Origin of the sequence: Spirillospora sp. NBC_01491, assembly GCF_036227065.1 — a bacterium.
GTDB classification, from domain to species: Bacteria; Actinomycetota; Actinomycetes; order Streptosporangiales; family Streptosporangiaceae; genus Spirillospora; species Spirillospora xylanilytica.
In genome coordinates this window covers 1,601,496-1,623,112 of record NZ_CP109432.1, presented here as the reverse complement: position 1 = coordinate 1,623,112, position 21,617 = coordinate 1,601,496, and the positions used below count along the sequence as shown (strand labels likewise).

46 protein-coding genes are annotated in these 21,617 nt (G+C 70.2%); 44 read left to right on the top strand and 2 right to left on the bottom strand.

Annotation, left to right across the window (positions count from 1 at the left end; all coding sequences use genetic code 11):
• The first annotated feature begins 95 nt into the window (after positions 1 to 95).
• From OHA34_RS08110 to OHA34_RS08020, 19 genes are all read left to right on the top strand, one after another.
• Complete coding sequence (locus OHA34_RS08110) at positions 96 to 350, top strand: hypothetical protein (protein ID WP_329521231.1); 255 nt, start codon at positions 96 to 98, stop codon at positions 348 to 350.
• Positions 347 to 517, top strand: coding sequence for a hypothetical protein (locus tag OHA34_RS08105; protein ID WP_329521230.1), 171 nt, complete (start codon positions 347 to 349; stop codon positions 515 to 517). The genes OHA34_RS08110 and OHA34_RS08105 overlap by 4 nt, the downstream gene beginning before the upstream one ends.
• Positions 518 to 596: 79 nt before the next feature.
• Positions 597 to 728: a hypothetical protein gene (locus tag OHA34_RS08100; protein ID WP_329521229.1), complete on the top strand. Its 132-nt coding sequence runs from the start codon at positions 597 to 599 to the stop codon at positions 726 to 728.
• 2 nt (positions 729 to 730) lie between these two features.
• Positions 731 to 1,246, top strand: a complete 516-nt coding sequence (locus tag OHA34_RS08095) for a hypothetical protein (protein WP_329521228.1) — start codon at positions 731 to 733, stop codon at positions 1,244 to 1,246.
• Positions 1,243 to 1,581 carry a hypothetical protein gene (locus OHA34_RS08090; protein ID WP_329521227.1) on the top strand — a complete coding sequence of 113 codons (339 nt, stop codon included), beginning with the start codon at positions 1,243 to 1,245 and terminating at the stop codon, positions 1,579 to 1,581. The genes OHA34_RS08095 and OHA34_RS08090 overlap by 4 nt, the downstream gene beginning before the upstream one ends.
• The gene (locus OHA34_RS08085; RefSeq protein ID WP_329521226.1) at positions 1,578 to 1,898 is read left to right on the top strand and encodes a hypothetical protein; all 321 of its coding nucleotides are present in this window, start codon (positions 1,578 to 1,580) and stop codon (positions 1,896 to 1,898) included. Before OHA34_RS08090 ends, OHA34_RS08085 begins: the two co-directional genes overlap by 4 nt.
• Complete coding sequence (locus tag OHA34_RS08080; RefSeq protein WP_329521225.1) at positions 1,895 to 2,221, top strand: hypothetical protein; 327 nt, start codon at positions 1,895 to 1,897, stop codon at positions 2,219 to 2,221. Before OHA34_RS08085 ends, OHA34_RS08080 begins: the two co-directional genes overlap by 4 nt.
• Positions 2,218 to 2,646, top strand: coding sequence for a hypothetical protein (locus OHA34_RS08075; protein WP_329521224.1), 429 nt, complete (start codon positions 2,218 to 2,220; stop codon positions 2,644 to 2,646). Before OHA34_RS08080 ends, OHA34_RS08075 begins: the two co-directional genes overlap by 4 nt.
• Positions 2,639 to 2,983 carry a hypothetical protein gene (locus OHA34_RS08070; protein ID WP_329521223.1) on the top strand — a complete coding sequence of 115 codons (345 nt, stop codon included), beginning with the start codon at positions 2,639 to 2,641 and terminating at the stop codon, positions 2,981 to 2,983. The genes OHA34_RS08075 and OHA34_RS08070 overlap by 8 nt, the downstream gene beginning before the upstream one ends.
• 40 nt (positions 2,984 to 3,023) lie before the next feature.
• A complete protein-coding gene (locus OHA34_RS08065) occupies positions 3,024 to 3,731 on the top strand; it encodes a hypothetical protein (protein WP_329521222.1) in 708 nt (235 codons plus the stop codon).
• 115 nt (positions 3,732 to 3,846) lie between these two features.
• The gene (locus tag OHA34_RS08060) at positions 3,847 to 4,050 is read left to right on the top strand and encodes a hypothetical protein (protein WP_329521221.1); all 204 of its coding nucleotides are present in this window, start codon (positions 3,847 to 3,849) and stop codon (positions 4,048 to 4,050) included.
• 170 nt (positions 4,051 to 4,220) lie between these two features.
• Positions 4,221 to 4,568, top strand: a complete 348-nt coding sequence (locus tag OHA34_RS08055) for a hypothetical protein (protein WP_329521220.1) — start codon at positions 4,221 to 4,223, stop codon at positions 4,566 to 4,568.
• Positions 4,565 to 4,705 carry a hypothetical protein gene (locus OHA34_RS08050; RefSeq protein ID WP_329521219.1) on the top strand — a complete coding sequence of 47 codons (141 nt, stop codon included), beginning with the start codon at positions 4,565 to 4,567 and terminating at the stop codon, positions 4,703 to 4,705. Before OHA34_RS08055 ends, OHA34_RS08050 begins: the two co-directional genes overlap by 4 nt.
• A gap of 188 nt (positions 4,706 to 4,893) precedes the next feature.
• Positions 4,894 to 5,379 (top strand): hypothetical protein, encoded by a 486-nt coding sequence (locus OHA34_RS08045; RefSeq protein ID WP_329521218.1) that lies wholly within the window; start codon positions 4,894 to 4,896, stop codon positions 5,377 to 5,379.
• Positions 5,372 to 6,364 (top strand): hypothetical protein, encoded by a 993-nt coding sequence (locus tag OHA34_RS08040; RefSeq protein ID WP_329521217.1) that lies wholly within the window; start codon positions 5,372 to 5,374, stop codon positions 6,362 to 6,364. The genes OHA34_RS08045 and OHA34_RS08040 overlap by 8 nt, the downstream gene beginning before the upstream one ends.
• Entirely contained in the window at positions 6,361 to 6,768 is a 408-nt protein-coding gene (locus OHA34_RS08035; protein ID WP_329521216.1) for a hypothetical protein, read from the top strand. Before OHA34_RS08040 ends, OHA34_RS08035 begins: the two co-directional genes overlap by 4 nt.
• Positions 6,765 to 7,271 carry a hypothetical protein gene (locus OHA34_RS08030; protein WP_329521215.1) on the top strand — a complete coding sequence of 169 codons (507 nt, stop codon included), beginning with the start codon at positions 6,765 to 6,767 and terminating at the stop codon, positions 7,269 to 7,271. Before OHA34_RS08035 ends, OHA34_RS08030 begins: the two co-directional genes overlap by 4 nt.
• Positions 7,268 to 7,642: an HNH endonuclease signature motif containing protein gene (locus OHA34_RS08025; RefSeq protein ID WP_329521214.1), complete on the top strand. Its 375-nt coding sequence runs from the start codon at positions 7,268 to 7,270 to the stop codon at positions 7,640 to 7,642. Before OHA34_RS08030 ends, OHA34_RS08025 begins: the two co-directional genes overlap by 4 nt.
• Positions 7,639 to 7,968: a hypothetical protein gene (locus OHA34_RS08020; protein WP_329521213.1), complete on the top strand. Its 330-nt coding sequence runs from the start codon at positions 7,639 to 7,641 to the stop codon at positions 7,966 to 7,968. Before OHA34_RS08025 ends, OHA34_RS08020 begins: the two co-directional genes overlap by 4 nt.
• A gap of 318 nt (positions 7,969 to 8,286) precedes the next feature.
• On the opposite strand, the gene OHA34_RS08015 is transcribed toward OHA34_RS08020, so the two are convergent.
• Complete coding sequence (locus OHA34_RS08015) at positions 8,287 to 8,481, bottom strand: hypothetical protein (RefSeq protein WP_329521212.1); 195 nt, start codon at positions 8,479 to 8,481, stop codon at positions 8,287 to 8,289.
• 3 nt (positions 8,482 to 8,484) lie between these two features.
• On the opposite strand from OHA34_RS08015, the gene OHA34_RS08010 reads away from it, so the two are divergent.
• The 6 genes from OHA34_RS08010 (at position 8,485) to OHA34_RS07985 (ending at position 11,204) form a co-directional block, all read left to right on the top strand.
• On the top strand, positions 8,485 to 8,694 hold the full coding sequence (locus OHA34_RS08010; RefSeq protein ID WP_329521211.1) for a hypothetical protein: 210 nt from the start codon (positions 8,485 to 8,487) through the stop codon (positions 8,692 to 8,694).
• A 271-nt stretch (positions 8,695 to 8,965) separates the two neighbouring features.
• Complete coding sequence (locus OHA34_RS08005; protein ID WP_329521210.1) at positions 8,966 to 9,358, top strand: MazG-like family protein; 393 nt, start codon at positions 8,966 to 8,968, stop codon at positions 9,356 to 9,358.
• A complete protein-coding gene (locus tag OHA34_RS08000) occupies positions 9,355 to 10,011 on the top strand; it encodes a hypothetical protein (protein WP_329521209.1) in 657 nt (218 codons plus the stop codon). The genes OHA34_RS08005 and OHA34_RS08000 overlap by 4 nt, the downstream gene beginning before the upstream one ends.
• Entirely contained in the window at positions 10,008 to 10,217 is a 210-nt protein-coding gene (locus tag OHA34_RS07995; RefSeq protein ID WP_329521208.1) for a hypothetical protein, read from the top strand. Before OHA34_RS08000 ends, OHA34_RS07995 begins: the two co-directional genes overlap by 4 nt.
• A gap of 1 nt (position 10,218) precedes the next feature.
• Positions 10,219 to 10,779, top strand: a complete 561-nt coding sequence (locus OHA34_RS07990; RefSeq protein WP_443029626.1) for a WhiB family transcriptional regulator — start codon at positions 10,219 to 10,221, stop codon at positions 10,777 to 10,779.
• Positions 10,776 to 11,204, top strand: coding sequence for a hypothetical protein (locus tag OHA34_RS07985; RefSeq protein WP_329521206.1), 429 nt, complete (start codon positions 10,776 to 10,778; stop codon positions 11,202 to 11,204). The genes OHA34_RS07990 and OHA34_RS07985 overlap by 4 nt, the downstream gene beginning before the upstream one ends.
• Positions 11,205 to 11,206: 2 nt before the next feature.
• Here OHA34_RS07985 and OHA34_RS07980 read toward each other — a convergent pair whose 3' ends face one another.
• The gene (locus OHA34_RS07980) at positions 11,207 to 11,482 is read right to left on the bottom strand and encodes a hypothetical protein (protein ID WP_329521205.1); all 276 of its coding nucleotides are present in this window, start codon (positions 11,480 to 11,482) and stop codon (positions 11,207 to 11,209) included.
• Between the two features lie 151 nt (positions 11,483 to 11,633).
• On the opposite strand from OHA34_RS07980, the gene OHA34_RS07975 reads away from it, so the two are divergent.
• From OHA34_RS07975 to OHA34_RS07890, 19 genes are all read left to right on the top strand, one after another.
• Entirely contained in the window at positions 11,634 to 12,635 is a 1,002-nt protein-coding gene (locus OHA34_RS07975) for a hypothetical protein (protein WP_329521204.1), read from the top strand.
• 1 nt (position 12,636) lies between these two features.
• The gene (locus OHA34_RS07970) at positions 12,637 to 13,461 is read left to right on the top strand and encodes an ATP-binding protein (RefSeq protein WP_329521203.1); all 825 of its coding nucleotides are present in this window, start codon (positions 12,637 to 12,639) and stop codon (positions 13,459 to 13,461) included.
• Between the two features lie 79 nt (positions 13,462 to 13,540).
• On the top strand, positions 13,541 to 14,194 hold the full coding sequence (locus OHA34_RS07965) for a hypothetical protein (RefSeq protein WP_329521202.1): 654 nt from the start codon (positions 13,541 to 13,543) through the stop codon (positions 14,192 to 14,194).
• Between the two features lie 5 nt (positions 14,195 to 14,199).
• Positions 14,200 to 14,490 carry a hypothetical protein gene (locus OHA34_RS07960; RefSeq protein ID WP_329521201.1) on the top strand — a complete coding sequence of 97 codons (291 nt, stop codon included), beginning with the start codon at positions 14,200 to 14,202 and terminating at the stop codon, positions 14,488 to 14,490.
• On the top strand, positions 14,490 to 14,735 hold the full coding sequence (locus OHA34_RS07955) for a hypothetical protein (RefSeq protein ID WP_329521200.1): 246 nt from the start codon (positions 14,490 to 14,492) through the stop codon (positions 14,733 to 14,735). The genes OHA34_RS07960 and OHA34_RS07955 overlap by 1 nt, the downstream gene beginning before the upstream one ends.
• Positions 14,732 to 15,058, top strand: coding sequence for a hypothetical protein (locus tag OHA34_RS07950; protein ID WP_329521199.1), 327 nt, complete (start codon positions 14,732 to 14,734; stop codon positions 15,056 to 15,058). Before OHA34_RS07955 ends, OHA34_RS07950 begins: the two co-directional genes overlap by 4 nt.
• Before the next feature lie 109 nt (positions 15,059 to 15,167).
• Positions 15,168 to 15,542: a hypothetical protein gene (locus tag OHA34_RS07945; protein ID WP_329521198.1), complete on the top strand. Its 375-nt coding sequence runs from the start codon at positions 15,168 to 15,170 to the stop codon at positions 15,540 to 15,542.
• On the top strand, positions 15,542 to 15,994 hold the full coding sequence (locus OHA34_RS07940; protein ID WP_329522381.1) for an SLOG family protein: 453 nt from the start codon (positions 15,542 to 15,544) through the stop codon (positions 15,992 to 15,994). The genes OHA34_RS07945 and OHA34_RS07940 overlap by 1 nt, the downstream gene beginning before the upstream one ends.
• Positions 15,991 to 16,212 carry a hypothetical protein gene (locus tag OHA34_RS07935; protein WP_329521197.1) on the top strand — a complete coding sequence of 74 codons (222 nt, stop codon included), beginning with the start codon at positions 15,991 to 15,993 and terminating at the stop codon, positions 16,210 to 16,212. The genes OHA34_RS07940 and OHA34_RS07935 overlap by 4 nt, the downstream gene beginning before the upstream one ends.
• Positions 16,209 to 16,964 carry a hypothetical protein gene (locus OHA34_RS07930; protein ID WP_329521196.1) on the top strand — a complete coding sequence of 252 codons (756 nt, stop codon included), beginning with the start codon at positions 16,209 to 16,211 and terminating at the stop codon, positions 16,962 to 16,964. The genes OHA34_RS07935 and OHA34_RS07930 overlap by 4 nt, the downstream gene beginning before the upstream one ends.
• Complete coding sequence (locus tag OHA34_RS07925; protein WP_329521195.1) at positions 16,961 to 17,794, top strand: hypothetical protein; 834 nt, start codon at positions 16,961 to 16,963, stop codon at positions 17,792 to 17,794. Before OHA34_RS07930 ends, OHA34_RS07925 begins: the two co-directional genes overlap by 4 nt.
• Complete coding sequence (locus OHA34_RS07920) at positions 17,791 to 18,162, top strand: hypothetical protein (protein WP_329521194.1); 372 nt, start codon at positions 17,791 to 17,793, stop codon at positions 18,160 to 18,162. Before OHA34_RS07925 ends, OHA34_RS07920 begins: the two co-directional genes overlap by 4 nt.
• A complete protein-coding gene (locus OHA34_RS38450; protein WP_443029625.1) occupies positions 18,119 to 18,544 on the top strand; it encodes a DUF4326 domain-containing protein in 426 nt (141 codons plus the stop codon). Before OHA34_RS07920 ends, OHA34_RS38450 begins: the two co-directional genes overlap by 44 nt.
• Positions 18,541 to 18,885, top strand: a complete 345-nt coding sequence (locus OHA34_RS07915; RefSeq protein WP_329521193.1) for a hypothetical protein — start codon at positions 18,541 to 18,543, stop codon at positions 18,883 to 18,885. Before OHA34_RS38450 ends, OHA34_RS07915 begins: the two co-directional genes overlap by 4 nt.
• Before the next feature lie 262 nt (positions 18,886 to 19,147).
• Positions 19,148 to 19,837 carry a hypothetical protein gene (locus OHA34_RS07910; RefSeq protein WP_329521192.1) on the top strand — a complete coding sequence of 230 codons (690 nt, stop codon included), beginning with the start codon at positions 19,148 to 19,150 and terminating at the stop codon, positions 19,835 to 19,837.
• Positions 19,834 to 20,307, top strand: coding sequence for a hypothetical protein (locus OHA34_RS07905; RefSeq protein WP_329521191.1), 474 nt, complete (start codon positions 19,834 to 19,836; stop codon positions 20,305 to 20,307). Before OHA34_RS07910 ends, OHA34_RS07905 begins: the two co-directional genes overlap by 4 nt.
• On the top strand, positions 20,304 to 20,495 hold the full coding sequence (locus tag OHA34_RS07900; protein ID WP_329521190.1) for a hypothetical protein: 192 nt from the start codon (positions 20,304 to 20,306) through the stop codon (positions 20,493 to 20,495). Before OHA34_RS07905 ends, OHA34_RS07900 begins: the two co-directional genes overlap by 4 nt.
• A complete protein-coding gene (locus tag OHA34_RS07895; RefSeq protein ID WP_329521189.1) occupies positions 20,492 to 21,229 on the top strand; it encodes a hypothetical protein in 738 nt (245 codons plus the stop codon). The genes OHA34_RS07900 and OHA34_RS07895 overlap by 4 nt, the downstream gene beginning before the upstream one ends.
• The gene (locus OHA34_RS07890; RefSeq protein ID WP_329521188.1) at positions 21,226 to 21,552 is read left to right on the top strand and encodes a hypothetical protein; all 327 of its coding nucleotides are present in this window, start codon (positions 21,226 to 21,228) and stop codon (positions 21,550 to 21,552) included. Before OHA34_RS07895 ends, OHA34_RS07890 begins: the two co-directional genes overlap by 4 nt.
• Positions 21,553 to 21,617 lie beyond the last annotated feature (65 nt).

Sequence of the window (21,617 nt, the reverse complement as noted above, 5' to 3'; positions counted from 1 at the left end):
CCCGTATGCATCCAGGGTGGTAACAGCAGGCACCACCGAAGCGCATCAAAGATGAGTCTTGCGTGCCGCGAGGCAAGCACGCTAACGTGCGTGCTGTGCAGCAAATAGAGCCAGTGATCCACCTCCGACGCAACCAGTACGACAAGTACTGCGCGCTCGCAGAGATCACCACGCAGGCGCAGCAGGCGGACGCGTTCGGCCAGTCCGAGGCGTACATCAGCCGAGTCCGCCGCGGGCTGCGCGAAGTCAACGCCCAGTTCATCGCAGGCGTACTCGCCTCATTCCCCGAACACCGCTTCGACGACTTCTTCGAGGTCGTCGGCATCCGCCCGCTTCGGAGATCCGCATGAACACCGACCTGAAACCCCGGATCTGCAGGACCCCCGATGAGTGCTTCGAGGCGGCCTGGGAGGACGGCGAGGGCGACCGCATGCCGGAGCACCAGATCGAACGGATGGTCACCCGCCACCGCCCGTATCTGCTCGTGCCCGACGAGGAACAGACCCCCGCCGCATAGCAAGTGGCGCCGGCCGGGGGTGCACCCGACCGACGCCTCATCCCGACCACCACTCAGCTGAAGACCAAGGAGTCGGAACGTGAACCGAGACTACCGAACCCGGACCGCGGAGCCCGTCGTGGCCGCTGGCGCGATCGTCCTGGAGACCACGTGGGTGTGCGTCACCCACGGCACGGTCAACGCCCAGGGCACGCAGTGCGGGCGGTGCTGACCATGACGCTGAACACCAAGATTCTGGTCCAGGACAAGGTCTCGTACCGGGACGTGTGGGTGAAGTGCAACCAGCTCATCGGCGCGACCGAGGCGACCCGCTTCCGCAACGAGCAGGTCAAGACATGGCGGAACGGCGAAGGAACGCCCCAGCCCGGCAACCCGTGGCAGATCGGCAACCACCTCGGGCAGGGACTCTGTGCGCTGCTGAACATCACCTACCGGCCCGATGGCCCCTTCCGCGCCAGCAGCGAAGCGTGTGAGTGGTACTGCGACCCTGGCTGCGACGACGAGCACGACTCGCCGCCGTCGTGGCTGCAGGTCAACTTCGACACGGCGTACGGCTACCGAGACGAGCAGGGCCGCGGTTGCGGTGACCTCCACGCCTCACTCATCGCCCAGCTCGGGCAGTGGCTCGACGAGCGTCGCGTCCGCTGGGCCTGGCAGAACGAGTTCACGGGCGAGATCCACACCGGCTACGACCGGCTGACCGACCTGCGTGGGGGAGCGGGCCGGTGAAGCCCCCCGAGCGCCTCGCCGCGCCCCCGTGCGGCATGAGTGCCCCGACCCAGCAGGACGCCGTGCGCGTCCTCGGCACCCTGGTCGCCGCCACCGCCCTTCCCCGCCTGTACTGGACCATCCCTTCCTATCCCGGCGGGAAGCTGACCGGGCAGGCGTACGCCAGCCGCGACGACGCGACCCGTGCCGCCGTCCAGGCCTGGGCGGAGTACCTCAACGCCCCGGTTGTCGAGACCGACCGCGACACCTACACCGAGGTCACCGTGAGCTCGGCGCTCGACGGCGTCCGCGTCGAGGTCTTCGCCTACCTGGACGTCAAGGGCGGTGCGGCATGACCGAGTCGCGATTCGCCGCGAAGAACGCATGCGGAACCTGCCGCTCGCGGACCGCCGACGGCAAGCCCGTTGAGCACGAGGAGTGCGCGGCCCGGGCCCAGATCGTCGAGGCCCCGGACGCTCCCGGATACGAGGACCTCGCCGAGATGACGTTGGAACACAAGGCCGCGCTGCCCGCCCGCTTCCACGTCCCCGTGTTTGAAGCCCTGGGCAGCCCGCAGATGTGGCTGTGCGCCGTGTGCTGGGACGAGGGGACCACGTCCCGTTGGCCCTGCGCGACCGCGTCCGAGAAGGGGGCGGAGGTGTTCACGCGATGACCGCCCCCGCCGAGGCACTGCGCGCCGCCGCGAAGAGCCTGCGCGAGACCGCCAGCAAGGCCACGCCAGGCCCGTGGACCGTGTCCCGGATCCCTGGCGTGGGCGGCTCGGTGGACGATCCGACGCTGAGCCTCTCAATCGCCGTCGGCACCCGGTGGACGAGCTATGGCGACGGCAAGTGGGTCGCGCTCGCCAACCCCGCGCTCGCCGAGCCGCTCGCCGCCTGGCTGGGCCACGTCGCCGAGACATGGGCCTTCTGCAAGGCGACCCAGCGCGACCAGGCGCTCGCCGTCGCCCGCGCGCTGAACGGAGCCACCTCATGACCGTCACGATCACCAAGCCCTCGACGGAGCCGACGCCGGTGGTGCTGGCGCGCCAGGCTCTCGCCGAACTGGACCAGGTCCGGAACGACGCATCCTTCGCGCAGACGCCCCAGATCGTTGCCCGCCTCGAGCAGTCGGTGCAGGATCTCCTCGCCCTGGTCGAGCCCGCCGAGACGGTCACGGAGTACGGCGTCATGTCGTGGTCGCGGACGTTCGGGCGGCATCACGTGGACGAGTGCCGGGATTGGCATGAGGCGCAGAGCGTGCTGCGGAACACCAGACGCCGGCTCGATGCGTCCGCGCAGTTGATGTCGCGCCAGGTGCCGGTGCCAGCGGTTCCCGGGCCGTGGGTGCCGGTGTCGCCGGAGGACATGGTCGTCGCGCTCGAGGAGTCGCACGCCCAGGGCGGTGGCAGCCGTGGCTGACCAGTGCTGGATCATCCGCCGCCCAGGCGAGAACGACGAGTCCGCCAACGAGCGTCACTACACCGAACAGCAGGCCCGCGAAGAGGCGAGCCGCGTAGCCGCCGCCGGGGGGACCGTGGCAGTCGAGCCCGTCACCGCACCCTGCATCACGTTGACCTGCCTGGGCTGCGGCTACCAGGTCGACGAGGACGACGACGGAGTCATTCACTTCGAATCGATTCGGCAGGCCCACGAGTACGTCGTCGGCTCCGGCGATGAGGTCGTCTTCGCTGGTGGCCTGCTGGTCCGGTGCGGCATCGACTGCCCTGGCCCCGAGGGCGGTGGCGACCGTGGCTGAACCGATGAGCGCCGAGCGCCGACGGTGCGGGGTGCCGTGTTTGACGCACACCCACACCTGCGACCGAAGCCCACGCCACATCGGCGTGCACCGCGACGTCCAGCAAAAAGGCGATCACACCTGCGAGTGGGACACGCCCGGCCCCAAGGACATGCCAGCACTGCTGGCCGAGGTCAAGCAGCTCCGGGAGGCCGGCGCCGACGCGGACGCGTGGCGGGCCATGGCCTACGCCGAGATCGTCCGGCTCCGCCGCGCATGGGACGACCTCAACTACCTCCGCCTCGACGAGCGTGACTGCCCGGAGGGACACCGCGAGACGCTACGCGCAGCCATAGCCGAACGCGATCAAACGGCCCTTGAGATCGAGGGGCTTCGTGCCGCGCACACTCGCGCATGTAACTGGGAAGCCAACCTCGCGGCGTCTCTCTTCTACGCGCAGGGCGCCGCACGCACCGCCCAGGCTGAGGTGGCCGCGCTGCGGTCGGAGCGAGACACCCTCCTCACCCAGGCCGTCGAGCAGAACACCGAGATGGCCCGGCTCGTCGAGCAGGTCGACCAGCTCCGCGCCGAGCGAGGCCACCTCGCCTCGCAGGTGAATCGCGTCCGCGCCCGGCACTCCGAGCAGTGCGGAGGCGTGTGCGCCGCCGAGCAATGCGAATGCGAGCCCGGCGACCTGCTCTGCGTCGAGTGCGAGACGCCGCACCCGTGCCCGACCATCCGCGACCTCGCCGGGGAGCCCACCCCGTGATCAGCCTGCCCGTCTGGCCCCTCGCCGCCGCCCTCGTCGCCGCCGCATACGCGGCCGACCGGGCGGTGGCGGGGGCCCGCCTCCAACACCTCACCTGCGCAAGGAGGACCCGGTAATGCCTCTGCGGACCAAGCCCTGCGGCACCCACGCCGCCGCGATCTTCCACAAGCGGCACGGAGAGCCGGTCGACGACGCGTGCGCGGCGGCGCACGCCCGGTACCGGCTGGAGGCGTCACGGCGAGAGCGGGCGAACGCTCCGCTCGACCTGTGCACCGGCTGTGACCGCTGGCGCCCGATACGCGCGAAGCGGCGCGGCTGATGCGCCTCCTGCTACACGCGCTGGCTGAACGCCGGCAAGCCACAGGCAGGGCCGCCGCCCCTGCTGCCCCCCGAAGCACTGCGAGCCGTCCGTGCGCGCTCCGCCGCCACCGCACTGGCCGCCCAGCAACTCATCCACGCGATCCAGCGCGGCGGATGGGAGTGGGCCGCATGAAAATCGAACCCGTCGGAGCGCCCCGCGAGCAGGGCTGGGCCGCCTCCTCCAAGACGTGGAAGGCCATCGGCACCTGCCGGGCTCCGCACAAGGACGGCAAGACCGCCCTCTACGAGATCTACGGGGTTCGCGGCGAGGAGATCTTCGTCCAGTACCAGGGGTTCATCGACACCGACGGCTGCATCTGGGGCGTGAGCCTGCTCGCCTCGTCCCTGGACAGCGAGAACTACTTCTGGTGCCGCCGCGACACGTTCACCGCCGTCCACATCGACGCCCCCTCGCCCAGGCTCCGGCCCCCCCGCCGTGTCGTTCCACCTTCTCGTCTACACGGAGGTCTCTTGTGACCTGGTTGCACTCGTACCTGTCCGGATGGGGCCTGAGCCTCACCGTCCTCGGCGTCACCGTCGCCAGCCTCACCGTCCAGCACATCCGAACCGTGTCGCGCCGGACCCGGCAGCCCCGGCCGGTTACGGGGGCCTGACCATGGCGCTCTCGATGCGGACGCATCCCCGGAGGCAGGCGGGGCGGCATGGGGCACAGACTCCGCTGCTGCGGCAGCTGGGGTTCGGCCGCCGTCACGGCCAGGACGCGGGCCCGGCTCCGACGGCGACGGCTGCGGCGCCGGTGGCAGAGGCCCAGCCGTTGACGCCAGAGGAGCAGGCCCGCGCAGTGGTCGCCCGCCTGTTCCCCACCTCGGAGACGTTCCCCTCGAGCGGCCTGTACCCGCTGTCGTGGGAGTGCGGCCACGGCCGCGCCGCCGGACGCGTCGACCCCGACCTCGTGCCCGACATCGCCCGGAACGTGGTTCTGGCGTACGCGTCGTCGCTGGGTGCCGCGTTCGAACAACAGGACGCCGACGGCCGACTCACGCTGCGGGTGAGCCGCTCCCTTGACGGGGTGCAGGTGACGGTGTGGGCGGACGTGACCCCGCAGCCGCAGACCGAGGTAACCGCGGCGCCGGTGAAGCCGGTGGGGCGGGTGGAGGCGCAGCCGATTGAGCGACTCGCCCACGCCGCGATCGACGACACGCAGGTGTTCCCTGCGATCACGGCGGAGGACGGCTGGCCGGACGCCGAGACCGCCGTGCCTGTCGACACCTCCTCGACTCCTCCTCCCCAGAGCGAGGCCAACAAGGAGGAAATCACCTGTGGATGAGAAGACCGCCGCCGCGCTCCGCGCCGCGTTCCCTACCGAGGTCGTGGGGAAACGCCCGCAGCTCACGTGCCGGGACTGCTCGCAGGCCCGCACCAAGAACTGCGACCAGCACGCCAAGCACCGCTGCGGCGAATGCGGCCAGTGGATCTCTACCTCGCACATCCACCTCGACTATGTCGGGCACGCCGACATCACCGACCGGTTCCTGCAGGTCGACCCGGACTGGTCGTGGGAGCCCGTCGAGCGGCAAGTCGACCCGCAACTCCTGGGTGCGGCTATCGCAACCGGTGACGGCACGATCGTCGACAAGGTTCTTCAGGCCTCGCCTCCGAAGTTCGACAGCAACGGCGGACTGTGGATCCGGCTGACGATTGCGGGCGTCACCCGCCTCGGGTACGGCGACGCGGCCGGGAAGACCGGACCGAACGCCATCAAGGAGGCGATCGGCGACGGGCTCCGCAACGCGGGCATGCGGTTCGGCGCGGGCCTGGACATGTGGCGCAAGGAGCCCACCTCGAACGAGGCGGCGCACACCGGGCAGCCACCGGCGGTGCAGCGCACCAACGCGAGCTGGCTGGCAAGCATGGAGAAGCGGCTCGCTGCTGCCAACTCCGAGGAGGAGTTGCGGACCCTCGCCAACGAGCTGGAGGCGAAGGTGCAGGCAGGGGTCTGTGAGCAGGCCGACTACGAGCGCCTGTGGGAACTCGGGGAGCAGCGGTTCCGGGAGGTCCAGAGCCGCCCTCCGATGGCCCCTCCCACAGCGGAGCAGCCGCCAACGTCCCCGTCCTCGGACGAGCCGGCTGCCATGAAGGCGGCCTTCGATGACCGCCTCGCCAAGGCCGACACGCTCGAGGCGCTCGAGGCGCTGAAGAAGGACGTGATGGCCGCGTTCAGCGGCCAGAGCCTCGGCGTCGACGAAGGGAACCGTCTCCTCCGCGACGTCAAGTCCAAGCAGCGCGACGTCGGAACGAAGAGCGCGCCATGAGCGGTTTCGTGTTCCTGCAGCCGGACGCGCACCTCACCCCGGCGCAGGTCGAGCAGCACCTGAACGTGCTCGCCAACGAGATCGCCAACGCCCAGCGGGCGCTCGTCACGGCCCGAGAGCGGGAGCTCGACGCCAGGAAGGTCCACACGCGGGAACGGGACCGGCTATTGCTGTCGGACGCCTGCCCCAACGTCGGCCGCGCCAGCGAAGACGTGACCGTCGCCGAACGCGACGCGTGGATCAACACCCGCATCGACGACCAGCTCTGGCTCTACAAGACCGCCAAGGTCCAGCGGGAAGACGCCGAGTCGTACGTGTGGGCGATCAAGGACCAGATCGAGGTCCTACGCTCCATCGGCGTCTTGTCCCGTCAGGCATTCGACATGTCGGGGAGGACCCGGTGAGCAAGGACGAGACCGCTCTGACGTTCGCGCTACTGAAGGTGCTGTCCACTCGGGTCGGCGCCGCGAAGAAGTCCGCGGATAAGGAGATCACCGGCGGTTGGGAGGTCTCAGACCGCAACGCCGCGGTCCTTCCGGGCGGCATCAAGGTTGGGTCAGTCACCCTCGCGAAGGGCAAAACCTCCGCCGAGATCACCGACACTGACGCGTTCATGGAGTGGGTGCTTGAGACCCATCCCGACGCGATCGAGCAGGTCAAGGTCACTCGCGTCAACCGTGACTTCACCGCCCGGATGATCGCGTTTGCCCGCGCTACGGGCAGCGCCGTCGACCCTGCCACCGGCGAAGAGGTGCCGGGGCTGCACGTCCGTGAGGGTGATCCGTACGCGATGACGACGCTCGAGGACGACGCCGTCGAGCTCGTCGCGGATGCGTGGCAGACCGGGCAGCTCGCGGAGCTGCTCGGGTCGCTGATGCAGCCGGCCGTTGAGGCGGGGGAGCAGTGAAGAGGGGCGGGCGGCTGGAGCGCCGCACCCCGCTGACCACCAAGACGGGACTGCCCCGTACTGGGGGACTCGCGCGCAGGACTCCGCTGCGGGCCGTCAGTAGCCAGCGCGCCGCGGAGAACCGGGAGCGACGCAAGGTTGTTCATGCCGTGTTCGGCGACGCACCGCGCTGCGTGGCGCCCGGCTGCGGCCGGCTGGCCGACGACACCCACGAGCCTCTCACCCGGGCCCGCGGCGGATCCATCACCAACCCGTCGAACATGGCCCCGCTTTGCCGCGGCTGCCATACGGAGATCACTGACACCCAGCCCGATTGGGCGTACGCCGCCGGGCTACTCATCCACTCCTGGAATGGGGGAGATGCGGCGTGAGCATCCGTATCCCAAGCCCGATCAACGCGGCCCTGGACGTGATGTCCCGGCACCCGATCCCGACCGTGGGCATCGCGCTCGCCGCCGCTGCAGGCCTCGTCGCCGCATGGTCATCGCTGACCGCCGCAGTGGTCGCTGCCGTGGGGGTCCTCGCCTACGTCGCCGCATCCGCGCACGTCATCCAGGTGACCCACCTCAAGGAGCAGGTTCGGCAGCGCGACTACGACAAAGCCGCGCTCCAAGCGCAGGTCGACCTCCTTCGCGCGGGCGACGCGTCCGCGATGACCCAGAAGATCCACGCGATCGGCGGTGACTCCGGTGAGTGAGTCTCCGGGGGAGCGGACCGACATCATTCCCGCGCTCAGGTCTGTCACCGACACCGACGAGCTGCCGGTCGTGGCGGAGCCGTACACGCGTGGCCGGCGCGCTCGCCGCCGTCCATCCTCGCGCCCCGCATGGGTCGGCCCCGCCGCGGGCGTCGCAGCCATTCTGGTTGCTGGGTCGGTCGCGATGTACGCCTCCTACCAGCTCACCGGATCACCCAAGCGGGTTCCGAACGGCGCGGTCATCGCCCCGTCGTCGACGCCCGTTGAGGCGCCGGTGGCTGAGCCTGCCCCACCGCGCCCGACCCGTTCGCAGGCGGATCATTCGCGGTCCCACACGACGCGGCCGGCCGCGGCACCCTCCCCTTCCCGCCGCCCCTCGAAGACCGCGGCCCCGAAGCCCACGCCGACGATGAAGCCAACCCCACGCCCGACCAGGACGACACCTTCTCCGTCCCCCACGGGCTCGAGCGAGTCGTCCACTCCGACGCCGTCGACCACGTTGCCGGGAGGCACCCAGTGAACGAGATCACCCGGGCGCTCGTGGCGGCCCGCGGCGCCATGGATATCGCCGTCACGATGCTCCGCGGCGGCTATGAGCGCGAGAAGGTCATCGGCCTGCTCGAGAGCGTCGCCGCGAATACACCGAAGCCTCCGCCGCGGCGGTGCCCGTCATGCGGTGCGTCTGTGGATGAGGACTCGGCCACGCCGGCGGGTGACGCGTCATGACCCGCTCCGAATCGCCTCGCCTGCCGGATGACGCCTCTCCGGCAGGCGAGGTTCCCAACCCCGGGCAGGCGGGCGGGCGATCCCCCGAGCGCCCTCTGCCTGCCCGGCCTGTCTTCGGACGCTGCGCGACCTGCGGACACCTCGACGTGTCCCACAACCTCGCGACGAACAAGCAGACCCGCACCGCCTGCTCCGTCCACACCGGACCCAAATGCACGCCGTGCGGTTGCCGCCGATTCACCACTGCACCTTCCACTCCTGGAGACCCCTCATGAAGAACACGCGTAGCGATTGGGACATGTGGGCTGACGTCGCCGCCCTCGTGGTGTGGCTCAACCGCACCAACCCGGTCGACGACCACGAGCTCACCCTCCGCATCGCGAAGATCTCCGAGGAAGCCGGCGAAGCCATTGCCGCCCGCATCGGCATGCTCGGCCAGAACCCCCGCAAGGGCATCACCCACGACACGGCGGACCTCGCCGGTGAACTCTGCGACGTCATCGTCACAGCCGGCGTCGCGCTGACGACGCTGCTGGGCGACGCCAACGCCGCCCGCGGGTTCCTCGCCGCCAAGCTCGGCCAGATCCGCGACCGCGCCGCCCAAGTGCAGGCGCAGAACGCTGACGGGTGGCGTCCCCTCGCCCAGTCGGGCGGTGCCGCGTGACCTCGACCGACGCCACTGTGCGGAACCTTCTCGACCTTTCCGCTGTGGACTTCAAGCTTCTGATCGAGAAGAACCTCGAGCGTGACGATCAGCCCCGGCTCTGGGAGATGCTGCTGCACCCACACCTGGTGCGCCGCACCCACGCCGTCCTTACCGGCGCCTACCGAGACGTCGAGGACCAGCTCGCCGAACGCCGCGCGGACATGGAGGGCTACCGGCAGGAGTGCCACCAGCGCGGACCCGACGGCAAAGCGGCCTTCTACCAGGCCGAAGGCGAACACCAGAACTGGCGCCGCCGCGCCCTCGGCTACCGCCGGATCGTGAACCGCCGGCTTCGCGAAGCCAAGGCCGAGCTGCCTACGACTACCACCCCGCCGCGGCCACCTGAGGCACGGAAGATCCGCCACCTCGACACCGTGTTCCGCCTGGCGTGGGCCATCCAGAGCCACCGCAATGAATGCCTCGAGCAGGGCATCGTCCCCGACGAGCACGACATCGACCTGTGGCGCAGCCTCGACCAGATCGCGGTGGAGACAGCCGCCGACGGCCAGATGAGCGTCGCCCAGTTCCTGGCCGGCATCACCTCACAGCCCGATTTCGAACCGCCGTTGGCGCCGCCCGGCGATCTCACTTCCGCGGAGGTCGCGTCGTGACCGCGCCGCAGGAACTCCGTACCGCGGCAGCCAGGTTCCGCGCCCGCAGCGAACCGTGGGCCCCCGACATCGCGCGGTGGCTCGAGCGAGTCGCCGGCAACTGGCCCGCCCACGTCGTGCACACCTCCACGAGGCAGGCCGCGCTCGAGCGGCAAGACGCCCTCGCCGCCGCCCGGTCCATCAATGGCATCAAGGAGGTGGCCTGACATGGCGACCAGCCTTCAGATCGAGGCGGCGTCCCGATCCGAGATCAAGCCCAGCGGACGCCAGTTCATCGACAACCTCGTGTTCTCCCGGCTCTCGAGCGACGACCAGGTCGACGCCGAGGAGCGCTGGGAGGCGTCATGCACGCACCCAGACCATGGGCGAGACGCCGACCTCGCCCGGGAAGCGCTGGACGTGCTCGATCTTCCTGGCGCTGACGCCGTCGCTGAGGCGTTCCTCGAGGGCGTTGCTGCGGACGACGCGGCTCCGGTGAAGGCCGGCCATCGGCGGACCGCGTTCACCCGCCCCAGTTGGGGCTGGCAGGACGCCGCGGCGTGCCGGGGGAAAGACCTCGTCCTGTTCTTCGGCCGCGAGGGCGAACGCGCCGCTGAACGCGAGGTTCGGGAACGCAAGGCCAAGAAGATCTGCGAGGGCTGCCCGGTCCGCACCGACTGCCTCGACTACGCCGTCTCCCGTCCCGAGAAGCATGGGACTTGGGGCGGGCTGGACGAGGACGAGCGTGTCGCTGAGCGGCGCCGCCGGACCCGGAGAGCTGCCGCATGACCGGCCAGCACCCGGGCGACGACCGCCTCGAGGCGGCTCTACCGACAGCGATGTGGCTGGCGATCGTCGTCCACGACCGCGACCAGGAAGGCGTCGCCGCCGTCCTCGAACCCATCCTCAAGGCGGGGGACTGGGACCGCGCGATGGAACTCCTCGTCGCGCTCGCCGCACTCGTCCCCGTGGACGTGCCAGCCGCCGAGCTCCTCGAGTGGTCGCACGGCCCTCACGTCACCGACGAGACGTACGCGGCGATCGTCCGCATCGTCCCAGAGGGCATGAAGCGCTGCTGCACCTGCCGGGATGTGTGGCCGTTGGAGGCGTTCCACCGGGACTGCACGCAGGACGACGGCAGGAAGGTCCGCTGCAAGTCGTGCGTCGCCGAGCAGCGCCGGAGCGCGCTCAGCAGGGGAGAGGGGGCGGCGTGACGTCAGTGGTTGCGGGCGGCTCGGGCCTTCGCCCGTTGCTGGTTCCGCAGGTACCGAGCAGTCGGCGGCATCTCGCCGCGGCGGATCTTCTCGTCCTCAACGTGCCGGCGGACCTGTTCCCGGTTGTAGCCGGTGGTGGCGACGAGGTCGGTCTGCTTCACGCCAGCTTTCGTGGCGGTGTAGAGGGCGGCGGCGACTCGGAGGAGGCGTTGTTCCTGGAGCCGCAGGTCTTCGACGGCGTCCTTGAGTTCTTGCATCGCCTCTTCCCTGTCGCTCACGCCTTCATGGTGCCACATGGATGCGGCCGACTCGATACTACCTTGACGCCACACCAGTGCGGCCGAACTAGCGATGCCGCCTTGATGTGGCATACGCTGTGACGACAGCGCCGACCCTGTCCGCGATCTCAATGGAGGGACGCACCAACTGATGGCTGGCCGTAGCGAGGCAAGAGTCTTCGCGTCGATCTGGAAGGATCGCGCGTTCCTTGCCCTGCCCCCGAGCGCGCAGCGCATGTACCTCTTCCTGCTCTCGCAGCCGGATCTCAGCTACTGCGGCGTGATCTCTTTGCGAGTGCGGCGCTGGGCGCGCGGAGCAAAGGGGCTCACGGCCGACCAGGTGCTGACCGACCTGAAAGCCTTGGCGGAACCCTTCCCGGAAGGGTTCGGGGAAGGGTTCCCGGAAGGGGTCTCCGGACCCCTCATCGTCGTGGACGAGGAAACCGAGGAAGTCTTCGTCCGATCGCTGATCCGCAACGACGGAATCTGGAAACAGCCCAACCTGCTGAAGAACGCCCGCGAGGCTGCCTCCCTCGTGGAATCCCCGGAGATCCTCGCCGCGCTCCTCCGGGAGCTCATGCGGATCCCAGTGGAGGAGAGCGAGTCTGGGCAGGTCAGGAAGGTTATCGCGGACTTCATCGCGGACCTCGAAAAGACTTGCCCGAACCCTCCGGCTAACCCTTCCCCGAAGGGTTCCGACAGCCCTTCGGCTGACCCTTCCCTAGGGGATAGGGGTAGTAACGGCGATGTAGTTAAGGGTTCCCCTAACCCCTCTCCCCGGGGCCCCGCGGCCCCCGCGCACCTGCGTGCGGTGCGCGACACCGACCCGCGGCTGCTGGGAAACCGGCTGCTTGACGAGCACATCCAATCGAGCTCGCCACGCCCACCACGCAAGGTGCTCCAGCAAACCGGCGCTCAGATCGACGACCTCGTCGGTGAGGGCATCCCCGCCGACGACATTCGCGCTGGCCTGAAGATGCTGCGCTCGCGCACGGATCTCGGCCCGGGTGTCCTGCCGAACCTCGTGCACCAAGCACGCACGGCCAGCCCTGGCGGGGAGCAGGGGGCGGCGTTCGCCCGACCTGGCCGCCGCTCCGGCAGCAACGTCCACCACGAGCACGGGGCCGGTGCCGGGCTCCTGAAGGGATTCTGAGGTGAACGACGACATGACCCCCCTGGCCGATGCGGTGGCCGGGTACCGCCGCCAGGCTGGCGGCCCCCTCGCCGCCGCGATCGCCCGCGTCGCCGACGAGACCCCCGAAGCGGCTGCCGCAGCACTGGCCCGCGATGACGCTGAGGCGCTCCGCAATGCAGCGGAGCAGCGTGCCGCGCTGCGGCGCCGCCGCTACGAGGACACCCGCCCCAAGGCGTACACGTGGGCGTCCTACGACAACCTGATCGCGCAGCAGGACCCGGAGGGCCGCGGGACCCGGTGGCTGCAGTCCGGCCACAAGATCGCGATGCTCGTCGGCCCCTCCGGTCACGGCAAGACGCACTTGGCGTACGCGATCGGAAACGACGCCGTGAACCGCGGCCTGTGGGTCGAGGCGTGGCCAGTGCTGGAACTCCTGCAGACGCTCGCGCCGCTCCCGGTCCACGCCCGGTTCGACGAAGTCCGGTCCCGCCGCCAGGAAACGACCCTCGACGCGGTCAAAGCATGCGACCTGCTGATCCTCGACGACCTGGGAGTCGAGACCGGGAGCGGCTACGTCGCGGACCGCAACATCGAGCAGCTCACCGACATCCTCACCGCCCGGGACACCGACCCGAACTGCCGGACGATCATCACGCTGAACGGCGGCAAGACCGCTCACCTCGCGACCGAGGCCGAGCAGAGCAAGGTCCGCGCCGAGGCCATGAAGGGCATCTCCACCAGGTACGGCGCCCGGATCGAGACCCGCCTTCAGGCCGACATGGTCGGGATCTGGGTCGAGGGCGAGTGCTTCCGGCAGGCATCGACCTGGGACCCGTTCGCATGAGTTCCATCCCTGAGATTCCACGCCAGGACGAAGCGATCTGCAGCGACCTGACCCCCGAACGGCATCCTGAGGAGGACCTGTGACCGCGCCGCTCACCGTGCACAACGCAGAGATCAAGACGGCTGCAGTTGAGATCCGCATGCTGACGATCAGCGGCAAGCAGGTCACCCTCGCGGTATTCCGCCAGCTCCGCGAGGAACCTCTGATTGCCGAGGACGGCACGCTCAACGGCGTCCCTTGGGGCGTTGTGAACTACCACCCCAACAAGTGCGCTGATCAGTCCGAGCACTTGCACGTCGTCTGGCAGTCAGGGATCGATCTGCGCAGGTCGACCGTCAACCCCTGCACACGGTCTGCCCCCATCCCGATGTCCAAGGTCACTGAGCAGTGGCTTGATGCAGCCATTCTCGATGGCTGGGTTGCAGACGGGTATGACCCGCGTCGCGCCCGCCCGAGCCGGATCAAAGTTGAGTTCCGGACAGGCACCGTAGACGTGCTCGTCGACGAGGCTGCGGGTGAAGCCATGTGGCCGGACCCGCGTGATGGCGATGAGTGCGCACGTCGAGAGCGCGAAGCCGCACGGAAGCGACTCCGTGGCCGCGTCGTCGACACTCGTGGAGCGCTGGAAGCCCACCTCGAAGAGGAGCTTGCCGCCAAGATCGCCACTCGTGAACGCCACGACGCGCAATGGAAAGCCCTGAGCGACCTCCCTCAGCTCTTCATCGCGGTGTGAGCCCCATGAGCGACGTGGAGATCACTGCTGCCGAGCACCGCGCGATTGAGGAGCTGGAGCGGCGCCTCCGACCCACGACGACGCTGCAGAACCCGTACGCGTTCGCCGAGCAGTTCATCACTGATATGCGCGCCGAGGGATGGCGTCCCCCGCTGAAGCCCGCGCAGCCGTGGAAGACCGCGGCGGTGCAGCCGCCCGCCAGCGCGCAGACGCGGGCCGCCGTGCTCGAAGAACTCCGCAGCCAGGACTGGTACCAGCGCGCGGCCGAGAGCCGCCGACCGAATGGGAGCGCGTGATGACCCGCGAGGAGCTGATCAAGAGGGTGGAGCGGGAGCGTGTCCGCCGCCCGCGCGAGCTCGGCCACGAGCGCCACGCCGAGACCGTCACCGAACGAGTCGCCGGCTACGAGCGGGACCTGCCGCGGTTCGACCCCGTCACGGCGAAAGAGGCCGCGGAGAACCGGCGGATCCTCGCGGACGCGCTCGGGATCCGGGACACGATGCCGGTCGCCGACGCGCCCCATCTGCGCGGTGCGGCGTGACCGGCCGGCCGTTCTGGTTCGACCGGCAGGGCCGACCGATCACGATCCAAGAAGCTGAGCCGCTGCTCGCCGACCTCTCATACAAGATCATCGCGAAGTATGAAGAGGGCGGCCACCTGGTCTTAACGGTGTGGCTCGGCGCCGACTACGACCTCTCCCCGTCGGGCCCGCCGATCCTCTTCCAGACGATGATCTTCGATGCCGCGCGCCGACCTGCGGAGTACCTCGAGCGGTACCCGACCGAGGCCGCTGCTCTCGCAGGCCACGACCAGGCCGTGATGCACCTGCGCATCGAGATCCTCCAGCGCGGCGATGACACATGACCGCCACCGACAGCGGCCTGATCTGCGACGACCAGGACCTCACGTGGCGGGACCGGGTCCTGGCAGCGATGGACGCCCCTCAGCAACTCGACTTTCTGGAGGTAGCAGCATGAGCACCAGCCCCCTGAACGAGCTCGCCCCCTACCCGCGCACAGAGGCCGAGGTGACCGCCGACGCGCTGGTCCGGAACCTGGCGGTGTGGGCGTACGCGAACCGCAGCCGCCGCCGCGCCGCAACGACTGCCGCCGAGCGCGACGCGGCGACGGCGGAGATCGTCAACCTGTACGGCATCGTGAAGGTGCTCCGCGCCCTGCAGACCCTCGCGCCGGACGCCGCGGACGAGGTCGCCCGGGGCGTGTGGCGCGACTGGGAGGACGGCGCCGCGGTCGACGAGTGGCTGTCCTTGTGGCTGGCCGGCTACGGCATCGAGCCCAGCGCCGTCGATGACGCCGCGAAGATCATCGTGGACGCTGAGGCCGCGTGATGCGGATCTTGGTGACGGGCAGCCGGGATTGGGACGACGCCGGAAAGGTCGGCACCGAGCTGTACCGGGCGATCGACTGCTCGCCGGGGCTGGCGCCGGTCACGGTCGTTCACGGCGCCTGCCCGACCGGCGCCGACCGGATCGCCTCGGAGTTCTGCGAGTCCGAAGCCGCGCACCTGGAACAGCGGGGCGTGTCGCTGGTGGAGGAGCGCCATCCGGCGAGCTGGCACCACCACGGGAACCGGGCCGGCCTGAAGCGGAACAGGGAGATGGTCGACGCCGGCGCCGACGTCTGCCTGGCGTTCATCGCCCCATGCTCGAAGCCGAACTGCGCGGGGCGCGACACGCACGGGTCGCATGGCGCGTCCCACGCCGCGGACCTGGCGCGTCGGGCCGGGATTCCGGTCCGCCAGTTCACGCCCCGGGACAACGCGGGCGGTGATGCCGCGTGATCCCGGGGGAGCACGCGCTGATCGACGCTGCAATCCGTGACGTTGCGGCGTGGGTCCGGGGCAAGGCCACCTGCCCGCAGGACCGGGCCGCGTGGGAGGCGATCGCGCGGCTGCTGGACCGGGCCGCGGACGGCTGCTGCGAAGCGGACCGGGTGCTCGCTCTCCGAGTGATCCGTGTCGCGCTGCTGGCCGACGAGCGGGCGGAGGTGCTGGCGTGAGCACCTGCGAACAGGGCGGCTGCCGTAGCGAGGCGCAGACCCGAGGCCGCTGCGAGTCCCACTACCGTCAGCGGATCCGCATGGGCATCTACGGCTGGCGCGACGCCGGCCCCGCCCGCGAGCACGTGGCCGCGCTCCGGACCTTGGGGTGGACCTGGGAACAGATCGCGGACGCCGCGGACCTGTCGACCTACGTCGCGCACCAGATCGGGCGCGGCAAGACCCGCCACCTCCTCCCTGAGTCGGAACGCGCGCTCCTGGCGGTGCCGCTCGAGGCCCGCGATTCACAGCGGAGCATCGACTCGACGGGCACCCGCCGCCGGGTGCAGGCACTGGCGTGGATGGGTTGGCCCGCACGCGAAGTCGCGGCCCGCGCCGGCACCACGCAGGCGACGCTGCAGACGCTGATCCTTCCGAACCGGCGGATCTCGCACGCCCTCGCCCGCCGCGTCGCCGCCGTCTACGACGAGCTCTGCATGACACCGGGCCCGTCGCGGATCGCCGCGGGGAAGGCCCGCGCGGCGGGGTTCGCACCTCCGCTCGCCTGGCCTGACGACCTGATCGACGCCCCGACGGCCGCCCCGGATCTCGGTGAGAAGTCGACCCGGAGGGACGCGCTCCTCGAGGACACCGAGGAGTTGCTTCGGCAGCGCTTCACGCTCGAGCAGGTCGCGGACCGGCTCAAGGTCACGGCCGGGTACCTGGCTCAGCTCCGCCGGGAAGCCTTGCAGGCGGGCGGTGTGGCGGCATGACCCACGAGCGTGACCACGGATACGCCAAGTACCGCCTTGAGGGCTGCCGCTGCTACCCGTGCGCTGCCGCCCGCAGCGCCTACGACGAGAACCGGAACCGCGCCATCGCCTACGGGACGTGGCGGCCGTGGGTGGACGCTGAACCGGTCCGTGTCCACGTGCAGCATCTGCAGGAGTGCGGGCTGGGGCTCCGCACGATCACGGACCTGTCCGGTGTAGCACGGTCAGCCCTGGTGGGAATCCTGCGTGGCAGGCCCGGCCGTGCACCAGCCGAGAAGGTCCGGCCGGCGACCGCGCAGCGGATCCTCGCGATCGAGGCGACCCTGGACAACCTCGCGGCGTCCACAACGATCGACTCGACGGGGACTGTCCGCCGACTCCGCGCCCTGGTCGCTCTCGGCTGGTCCCAGGCGAAGCTCAGCGCACGGCTCGGGATCACCCCGCCCAACTTCACCGTGATGATGAGCGCAGCCCAGGTCACAGCACGGACGGCCCGCGCCGTCCGTGACCTGTACGACCGGCTGTGGGATGAGGCGCCACCGGAAGAGTCGCACCGAGACAAGATCGCAGCGTCCCGGGCCCGCAACCTTGCGGGGGACCGCGGCTGGGTGTCGCCCCTCGCGTGGGATGACGACCGCATCGAAGATCCGGCTGCCGTTCCGGACCTCGGAACGGAGGCGAGCCGCCAGGACGCCCTGTTCGAGGACTCTGAAGAGCTGCTCCGCCAAGGCTTCACGGTCGAGCAGGCCGCCGACCGCCTCAACGTGGCGAAGCACTACTTGAAGCGGGTGCGCCGCCGCGCCTCGCGGGATCTCGAGGTGGCGGCGTGACCGACCCGTGGATCGAATTCCTTCCCCTCAAATCCAGGAGTGCGGGCATGCTCGACGACACCACGACGGAGGCGGTGGCGGCCCGCGTCGCTGAGACCGCCGCGAACCTCGACGCCTACATCGAAACGAAGGCCGGCGCGATCGCCGCGGCCCGCATCCAGGCGGTCGAGGACGACGCCGAGCAGAAGATCACCGAGCTGATGGCCGGCCACGCCCTCGAGGTCGAACGCCTCGAAGACCTAGTGGGAGAGCTGCGCCGGCAGCTCAAGCCGCTGCGTCGCCACGTGGAGGAGACCTGCCCCGCGGTGAAAGACCGGAAGGCCCGTGCCGCGGCCCGCGCAGGGCAGGCGGGTGATCACGGTGCTTGAGCCACGCCGCGTGAAGGTCCAGGGTGATCTGTTCCACGGCAGGGTCCCCGAGGGCGCCGTGTACGCGGGGCGGGCCGCCCCGGGCCTGCGGCGGAGCCCGTTCAACAACCCGCACCGAGTGGGGAAACCCTGCGGGGCATGCGCCGGGGCCGTCCACACGCTGGACGAGGCTCTCACCCTGTACAGCGCTCACCTGGACGCGAACCCAGAGCTCGTAGAGAGGGCCCGGCAGGAACTTGCAGGCCACGACTTGGCGTGCTGGTGCGGGCTGAGCGGACGGTGCCACGTCGACGAACTGTTGCGGCGAGCCAACGATGCGACCCGTCACTTCAGTTCTGCGCACCAGATGCCGCAAACATCGAGAGAAGAGGCCACGACATGACCCACAGGTACCTGTCGACGGCGTGCCAGCACGAGGCCGATGACGGCAACCCTGAGCTCCACGGCAGCTGCCGCCAGACGTGCAAGTGGTGCAACGCCTCGTGCATGTGCCGCCGGCACCCCGCGGCGGACGCGGCGGCCCATCCGCCGCACTGGCTCGACCAGGCCCGCGGCGTCGCACTCCGTCTCTACGGCCACCTCCAAGCCCGCGGCGTCGACCTCGACGACGTGGACCCGCACCTCGCGCGGGCGTTCCGGGAGGACCCGGCGATGTTCTGGGTGCGCGGCGAAGTGCTCCCTCCAGGGGAGTGGCGCCCCGACACCCCTGAGGAGACCTCGTGATCTGGCCGCAGCGTGACCTCGCGCGGTTCCTCGCACGCACCCCCGCTCGCTCCGACCCGGGGCCGTTCACACCGGGGGAGTTGAGCCGCCGGAGCGTCGAGGCGTCCATGCGCAGCCGCGGGTGGATCCCAGACCCGCCCCCCGCGCCTTCCATGGCTCAGGAAGACCTCGTGCTGGAGCGGCTGGCGCTGGAGACGGCCCGCACCGACCCGCTGACCGCCGCGCGGACCCTCTACGCGCCCCACGAGCCCCAGGAGTCCCGATGACCCTCGAAGAGCTGATCACCGCGCTCGAAGCACACAACCCCAACCTCGTCGTCCCGCGCGGCTTCACCAACCCGCACTCCCACCGCGGCTACTACGACCAACTCGCGTTCGAGCCCGCCGGCGAAGTCACCGTCAGCGCGCTGCTCACCGACGCCCGCTCCGCCATCGGCGCCACCTACACCGGCTACAAGGGCGGCGAGTTCACCATGACCGGCGACACCGAATGCCACATCGCCTACTACGGTGCCTGCGGCGAAGAGATCGGCCCGACGCTCCTGAGGTACATGCTCGCCGCCGCTTCGATGCCCGACAGTGAGGCCCACGGCGGCTCCACGGGCCCCGGTGACCCCACGCTGACACCCGAGTCGCACCCCGCGCCGTCCGGGGCGCCTGAGGGGCGCACAGCGCCTCGGGTCGTGCCGGTCCCGGACGAAGTGCTCCTCGTCGCACTGTCCGCCTGGACCGGCACGGCCCTGGTCGACCTGTACGACCTGATCGAGGTCGACACCGACGATCACGAGGCGATGAACCGCACGCTGCGCGCCGTACTGCCCGAGCACGAGCGGCAGGTGCGCGAGCAGGTCGCGCGCGACATCGAGGAGACGATCGACGCCGACCTCCCCGGCGCCTACGAGGCCGGACTGCGCCGCGCCGCCGCCGTCGCCAAGCGGGAGCCGCGGGCATGAGCGACGACCTGCGTGACCGGATCGCCGATGCGCTCTACCGGTGGACCGTCGAGCAGGCGGCGGGCGGCCCGAACCGGCTGCTGCGCCGTGACGAGCGCATCCTCCAAGAGAACTCGCTCGCCCGCGCCGACGCCGTGACGCCGGTCGTCGAGGAGTTGCTGGCCGAGCACGAGCGGCAGGTCCGCGAGCAGGTCGGCGCCGTGTACATCGCCGAGTCGATCTGGTTCGACGACAACCCCGTGGACGGACGTACCCGCCTGGCCACCTGCCTGTCTCTGGACGAGGCGCTCGCCGCGATCAAGGGCCACGGGATCTTCGGCGAGCCGAATCTGGTCGCCACCGTGGTCGAGGACAGCGCACTGCACGGTGAGGGCGGCCGGACCTGGGCCGTGCACCCCGAGGGCCAGGAGCCCAACGACGAGGGGCACCTCTGGATCACCGAAGAGAAGATCACGCGGGGTGGGGCATGAGCGTCCGCAAGATCGAGATCGGCTGCGACACCCCCGCATGCTGGGCCCACTGCTCGATCAGCGCAACGACCATCGACGCCGCCCGGGCGCACGCCGCCGAGCGGTACGGCTGGACGCGCCGCGACGGATCCGACATCTGCGCCCCCTGCGAAAGGGGCGACACCCCACAAGCGCGAGGTGAGGCATGAGCGACGACCCGACCGCCCTGTGCGGCGCATCCACCGGCACGATTTGCCTCGAAAACCAGCCGCACCACCTCGGCCCGTGCGTGCTGCGCCACGGCCACGACGGGCCCGTTCACCAGGCGGCAGACGGCATGCAGTGGATGGGGTCGGTGGGCGAGCCCGCCACCTCGGGCGGCCTGCGTGACCGGATCGCCGCCGCGATCCGCACCAACGTCCGCATCAAACTCGGCCAGCGTGCGTTGGACGTCGCGTCCACCGGGCGTCCGATACCGCTCTCAGGCGCCGAGGCGGACGATGCCGCACTCGTCGCCCTGGCCGTGGTGGGCCCCGAGATCGACCGGCTACGTGAGCGCCTCGCCGAGCTGGAGGGCGCACTCACCTGGCAGACGTCGTGCCTGTCCTGCGCGCGGACGTTGGACTCGTCGATCGAGAACCACGAGCGCGCCGAGCGGGCCGAGGCCAACCTGGACCGGCGCACCCGCGAGTGGCAGGACGAGCAGGCCGCCCGGATCGCAGCCGAGCAGGACGTCATCGCCGCGCACGCCACCGTGCAGCGGGTGCGCAAGGCCATCGAGTCCGAGCGGGCCGGTGCCCTCGAATCCGAGGCCATGGACGGTCCGCGGCCGAGCCATGACGCCCGAATCAACACCTGCTCCAGCATCGAAGCGGCCCTCCGTGAGCTCCCCGAGGCTGGCATCCCCACATCCGCCCTCGACCAGCTGAAGGAGACGCCGTGAGCGGCGGAAGCTACAACTACCTGTGCTGGGTCACCCACCACCACCCGCTGCTGGAAAAACTCGCCACGATGCGCGGCGACCTGGATGACATGTCCACCCGACTAGCCGAACTCGGCTACGCCCCCGACGCCGCCGCCGAGACCGAAGAACTCCTCCTGCTGCTCCGCCAGTGGGAAAACCGCGCCCAGGCCCGCGTCAACCGCCTCGCCGACGTGTGGAAGGCCGTCGAGTGGTGGGATTCGTGCGACTGGGGCGAGGACCGCGTCCACGAGGCGCTCGCCGCGTACCGAGGCGACGAACAGCAGCCGAAGGAGACGCCGTGAAGGACGTCCGCCTGCGCATCCCCACGGCGACCGAGTTCCGCGACCGCATCGCCCAGGCCCAGGCG

Excerpts from the sequence above, each read along its gene's own strand:
- OHA34_RS08105 (WP_329521230.1), top strand. The coding sequence starts at position 347 with ATGAACACCGACCTGAAACCCCGGATCTGCAGGACCCCCGATGAGTGC.
- OHA34_RS08095 (WP_329521228.1), top strand. The coding sequence starts at position 731 with ATGACGCTGAACACCAAGATTCTGGTCCAGGACAAGGTCTCGTACCGG.
- OHA34_RS08085 (WP_329521226.1), top strand. The coding sequence starts at position 1,578 with ATGACCGAGTCGCGATTCGCCGCGAAGAACGCATGCGGAACCTGCCGC.
- OHA34_RS08080 (WP_329521225.1), top strand. The coding sequence starts at position 1,895 with ATGACCGCCCCCGCCGAGGCACTGCGCGCCGCCGCGAAGAGCCTGCGC.
- OHA34_RS08075 (WP_329521224.1), top strand. The coding sequence starts at position 2,218 with ATGACCGTCACGATCACCAAGCCCTCGACGGAGCCGACGCCGGTGGTG.
- OHA34_RS08060 (WP_329521221.1), top strand. The coding sequence starts at position 3,847 with ATGCCTCTGCGGACCAAGCCCTGCGGCACCCACGCCGCCGCGATCTTC.
- OHA34_RS08055 (WP_329521220.1), top strand. The coding sequence starts at position 4,221 with ATGAAAATCGAACCCGTCGGAGCGCCCCGCGAGCAGGGCTGGGCCGCC.
- OHA34_RS08035 (WP_329521216.1), top strand. The coding sequence starts at position 6,361 with ATGAGCGGTTTCGTGTTCCTGCAGCCGGACGCGCACCTCACCCCGGCG.
- OHA34_RS08005 (WP_329521210.1), top strand. The coding sequence starts at position 8,966 with ATGAAGAACACGCGTAGCGATTGGGACATGTGGGCTGACGTCGCCGCC.
- OHA34_RS07990 (WP_443029626.1), top strand. The coding sequence starts at position 10,219 with ATGGCGACCAGCCTTCAGATCGAGGCGGCGTCCCGATCCGAGATCAAG.
- OHA34_RS07985 (WP_329521206.1), top strand. The coding sequence starts at position 10,776 with ATGACCGGCCAGCACCCGGGCGACGACCGCCTCGAGGCGGCTCTACCG.
- OHA34_RS07975 (WP_329521204.1), top strand. The coding sequence starts at position 11,634 with ATGGCTGGCCGTAGCGAGGCAAGAGTCTTCGCGTCGATCTGGAAGGAT.
- OHA34_RS07960 (WP_329521201.1), top strand. The coding sequence starts at position 14,200 with ATGAGCGACGTGGAGATCACTGCTGCCGAGCACCGCGCGATTGAGGAG.
- OHA34_RS07955 (WP_329521200.1), top strand. The coding sequence starts at position 14,490 with ATGACCCGCGAGGAGCTGATCAAGAGGGTGGAGCGGGAGCGTGTCCGC.
- OHA34_RS07945 (WP_329521198.1), top strand. The coding sequence starts at position 15,168 with ATGAGCACCAGCCCCCTGAACGAGCTCGCCCCCTACCCGCGCACAGAG.
- OHA34_RS07940 (WP_329522381.1), top strand. The coding sequence starts at position 15,542 with ATGCGGATCTTGGTGACGGGCAGCCGGGATTGGGACGACGCCGGAAAG.
- OHA34_RS07925 (WP_329521195.1), top strand. The coding sequence starts at position 16,961 with ATGACCCACGAGCGTGACCACGGATACGCCAAGTACCGCCTTGAGGGC.
- OHA34_RS07915 (WP_329521193.1), top strand. The coding sequence starts at position 18,541 with ATGACCCACAGGTACCTGTCGACGGCGTGCCAGCACGAGGCCGATGAC.
- OHA34_RS07910 (WP_329521192.1), top strand. The coding sequence starts at position 19,148 with ATGACCCTCGAAGAGCTGATCACCGCGCTCGAAGCACACAACCCCAAC.
- OHA34_RS07905 (WP_329521191.1), top strand. The coding sequence starts at position 19,834 with ATGAGCGACGACCTGCGTGACCGGATCGCCGATGCGCTCTACCGGTGG.
- OHA34_RS07900 (WP_329521190.1), top strand. The coding sequence starts at position 20,304 with ATGAGCGTCCGCAAGATCGAGATCGGCTGCGACACCCCCGCATGCTGG.
- OHA34_RS07895 (WP_329521189.1), top strand. The coding sequence starts at position 20,492 with ATGAGCGACGACCCGACCGCCCTGTGCGGCGCATCCACCGGCACGATT.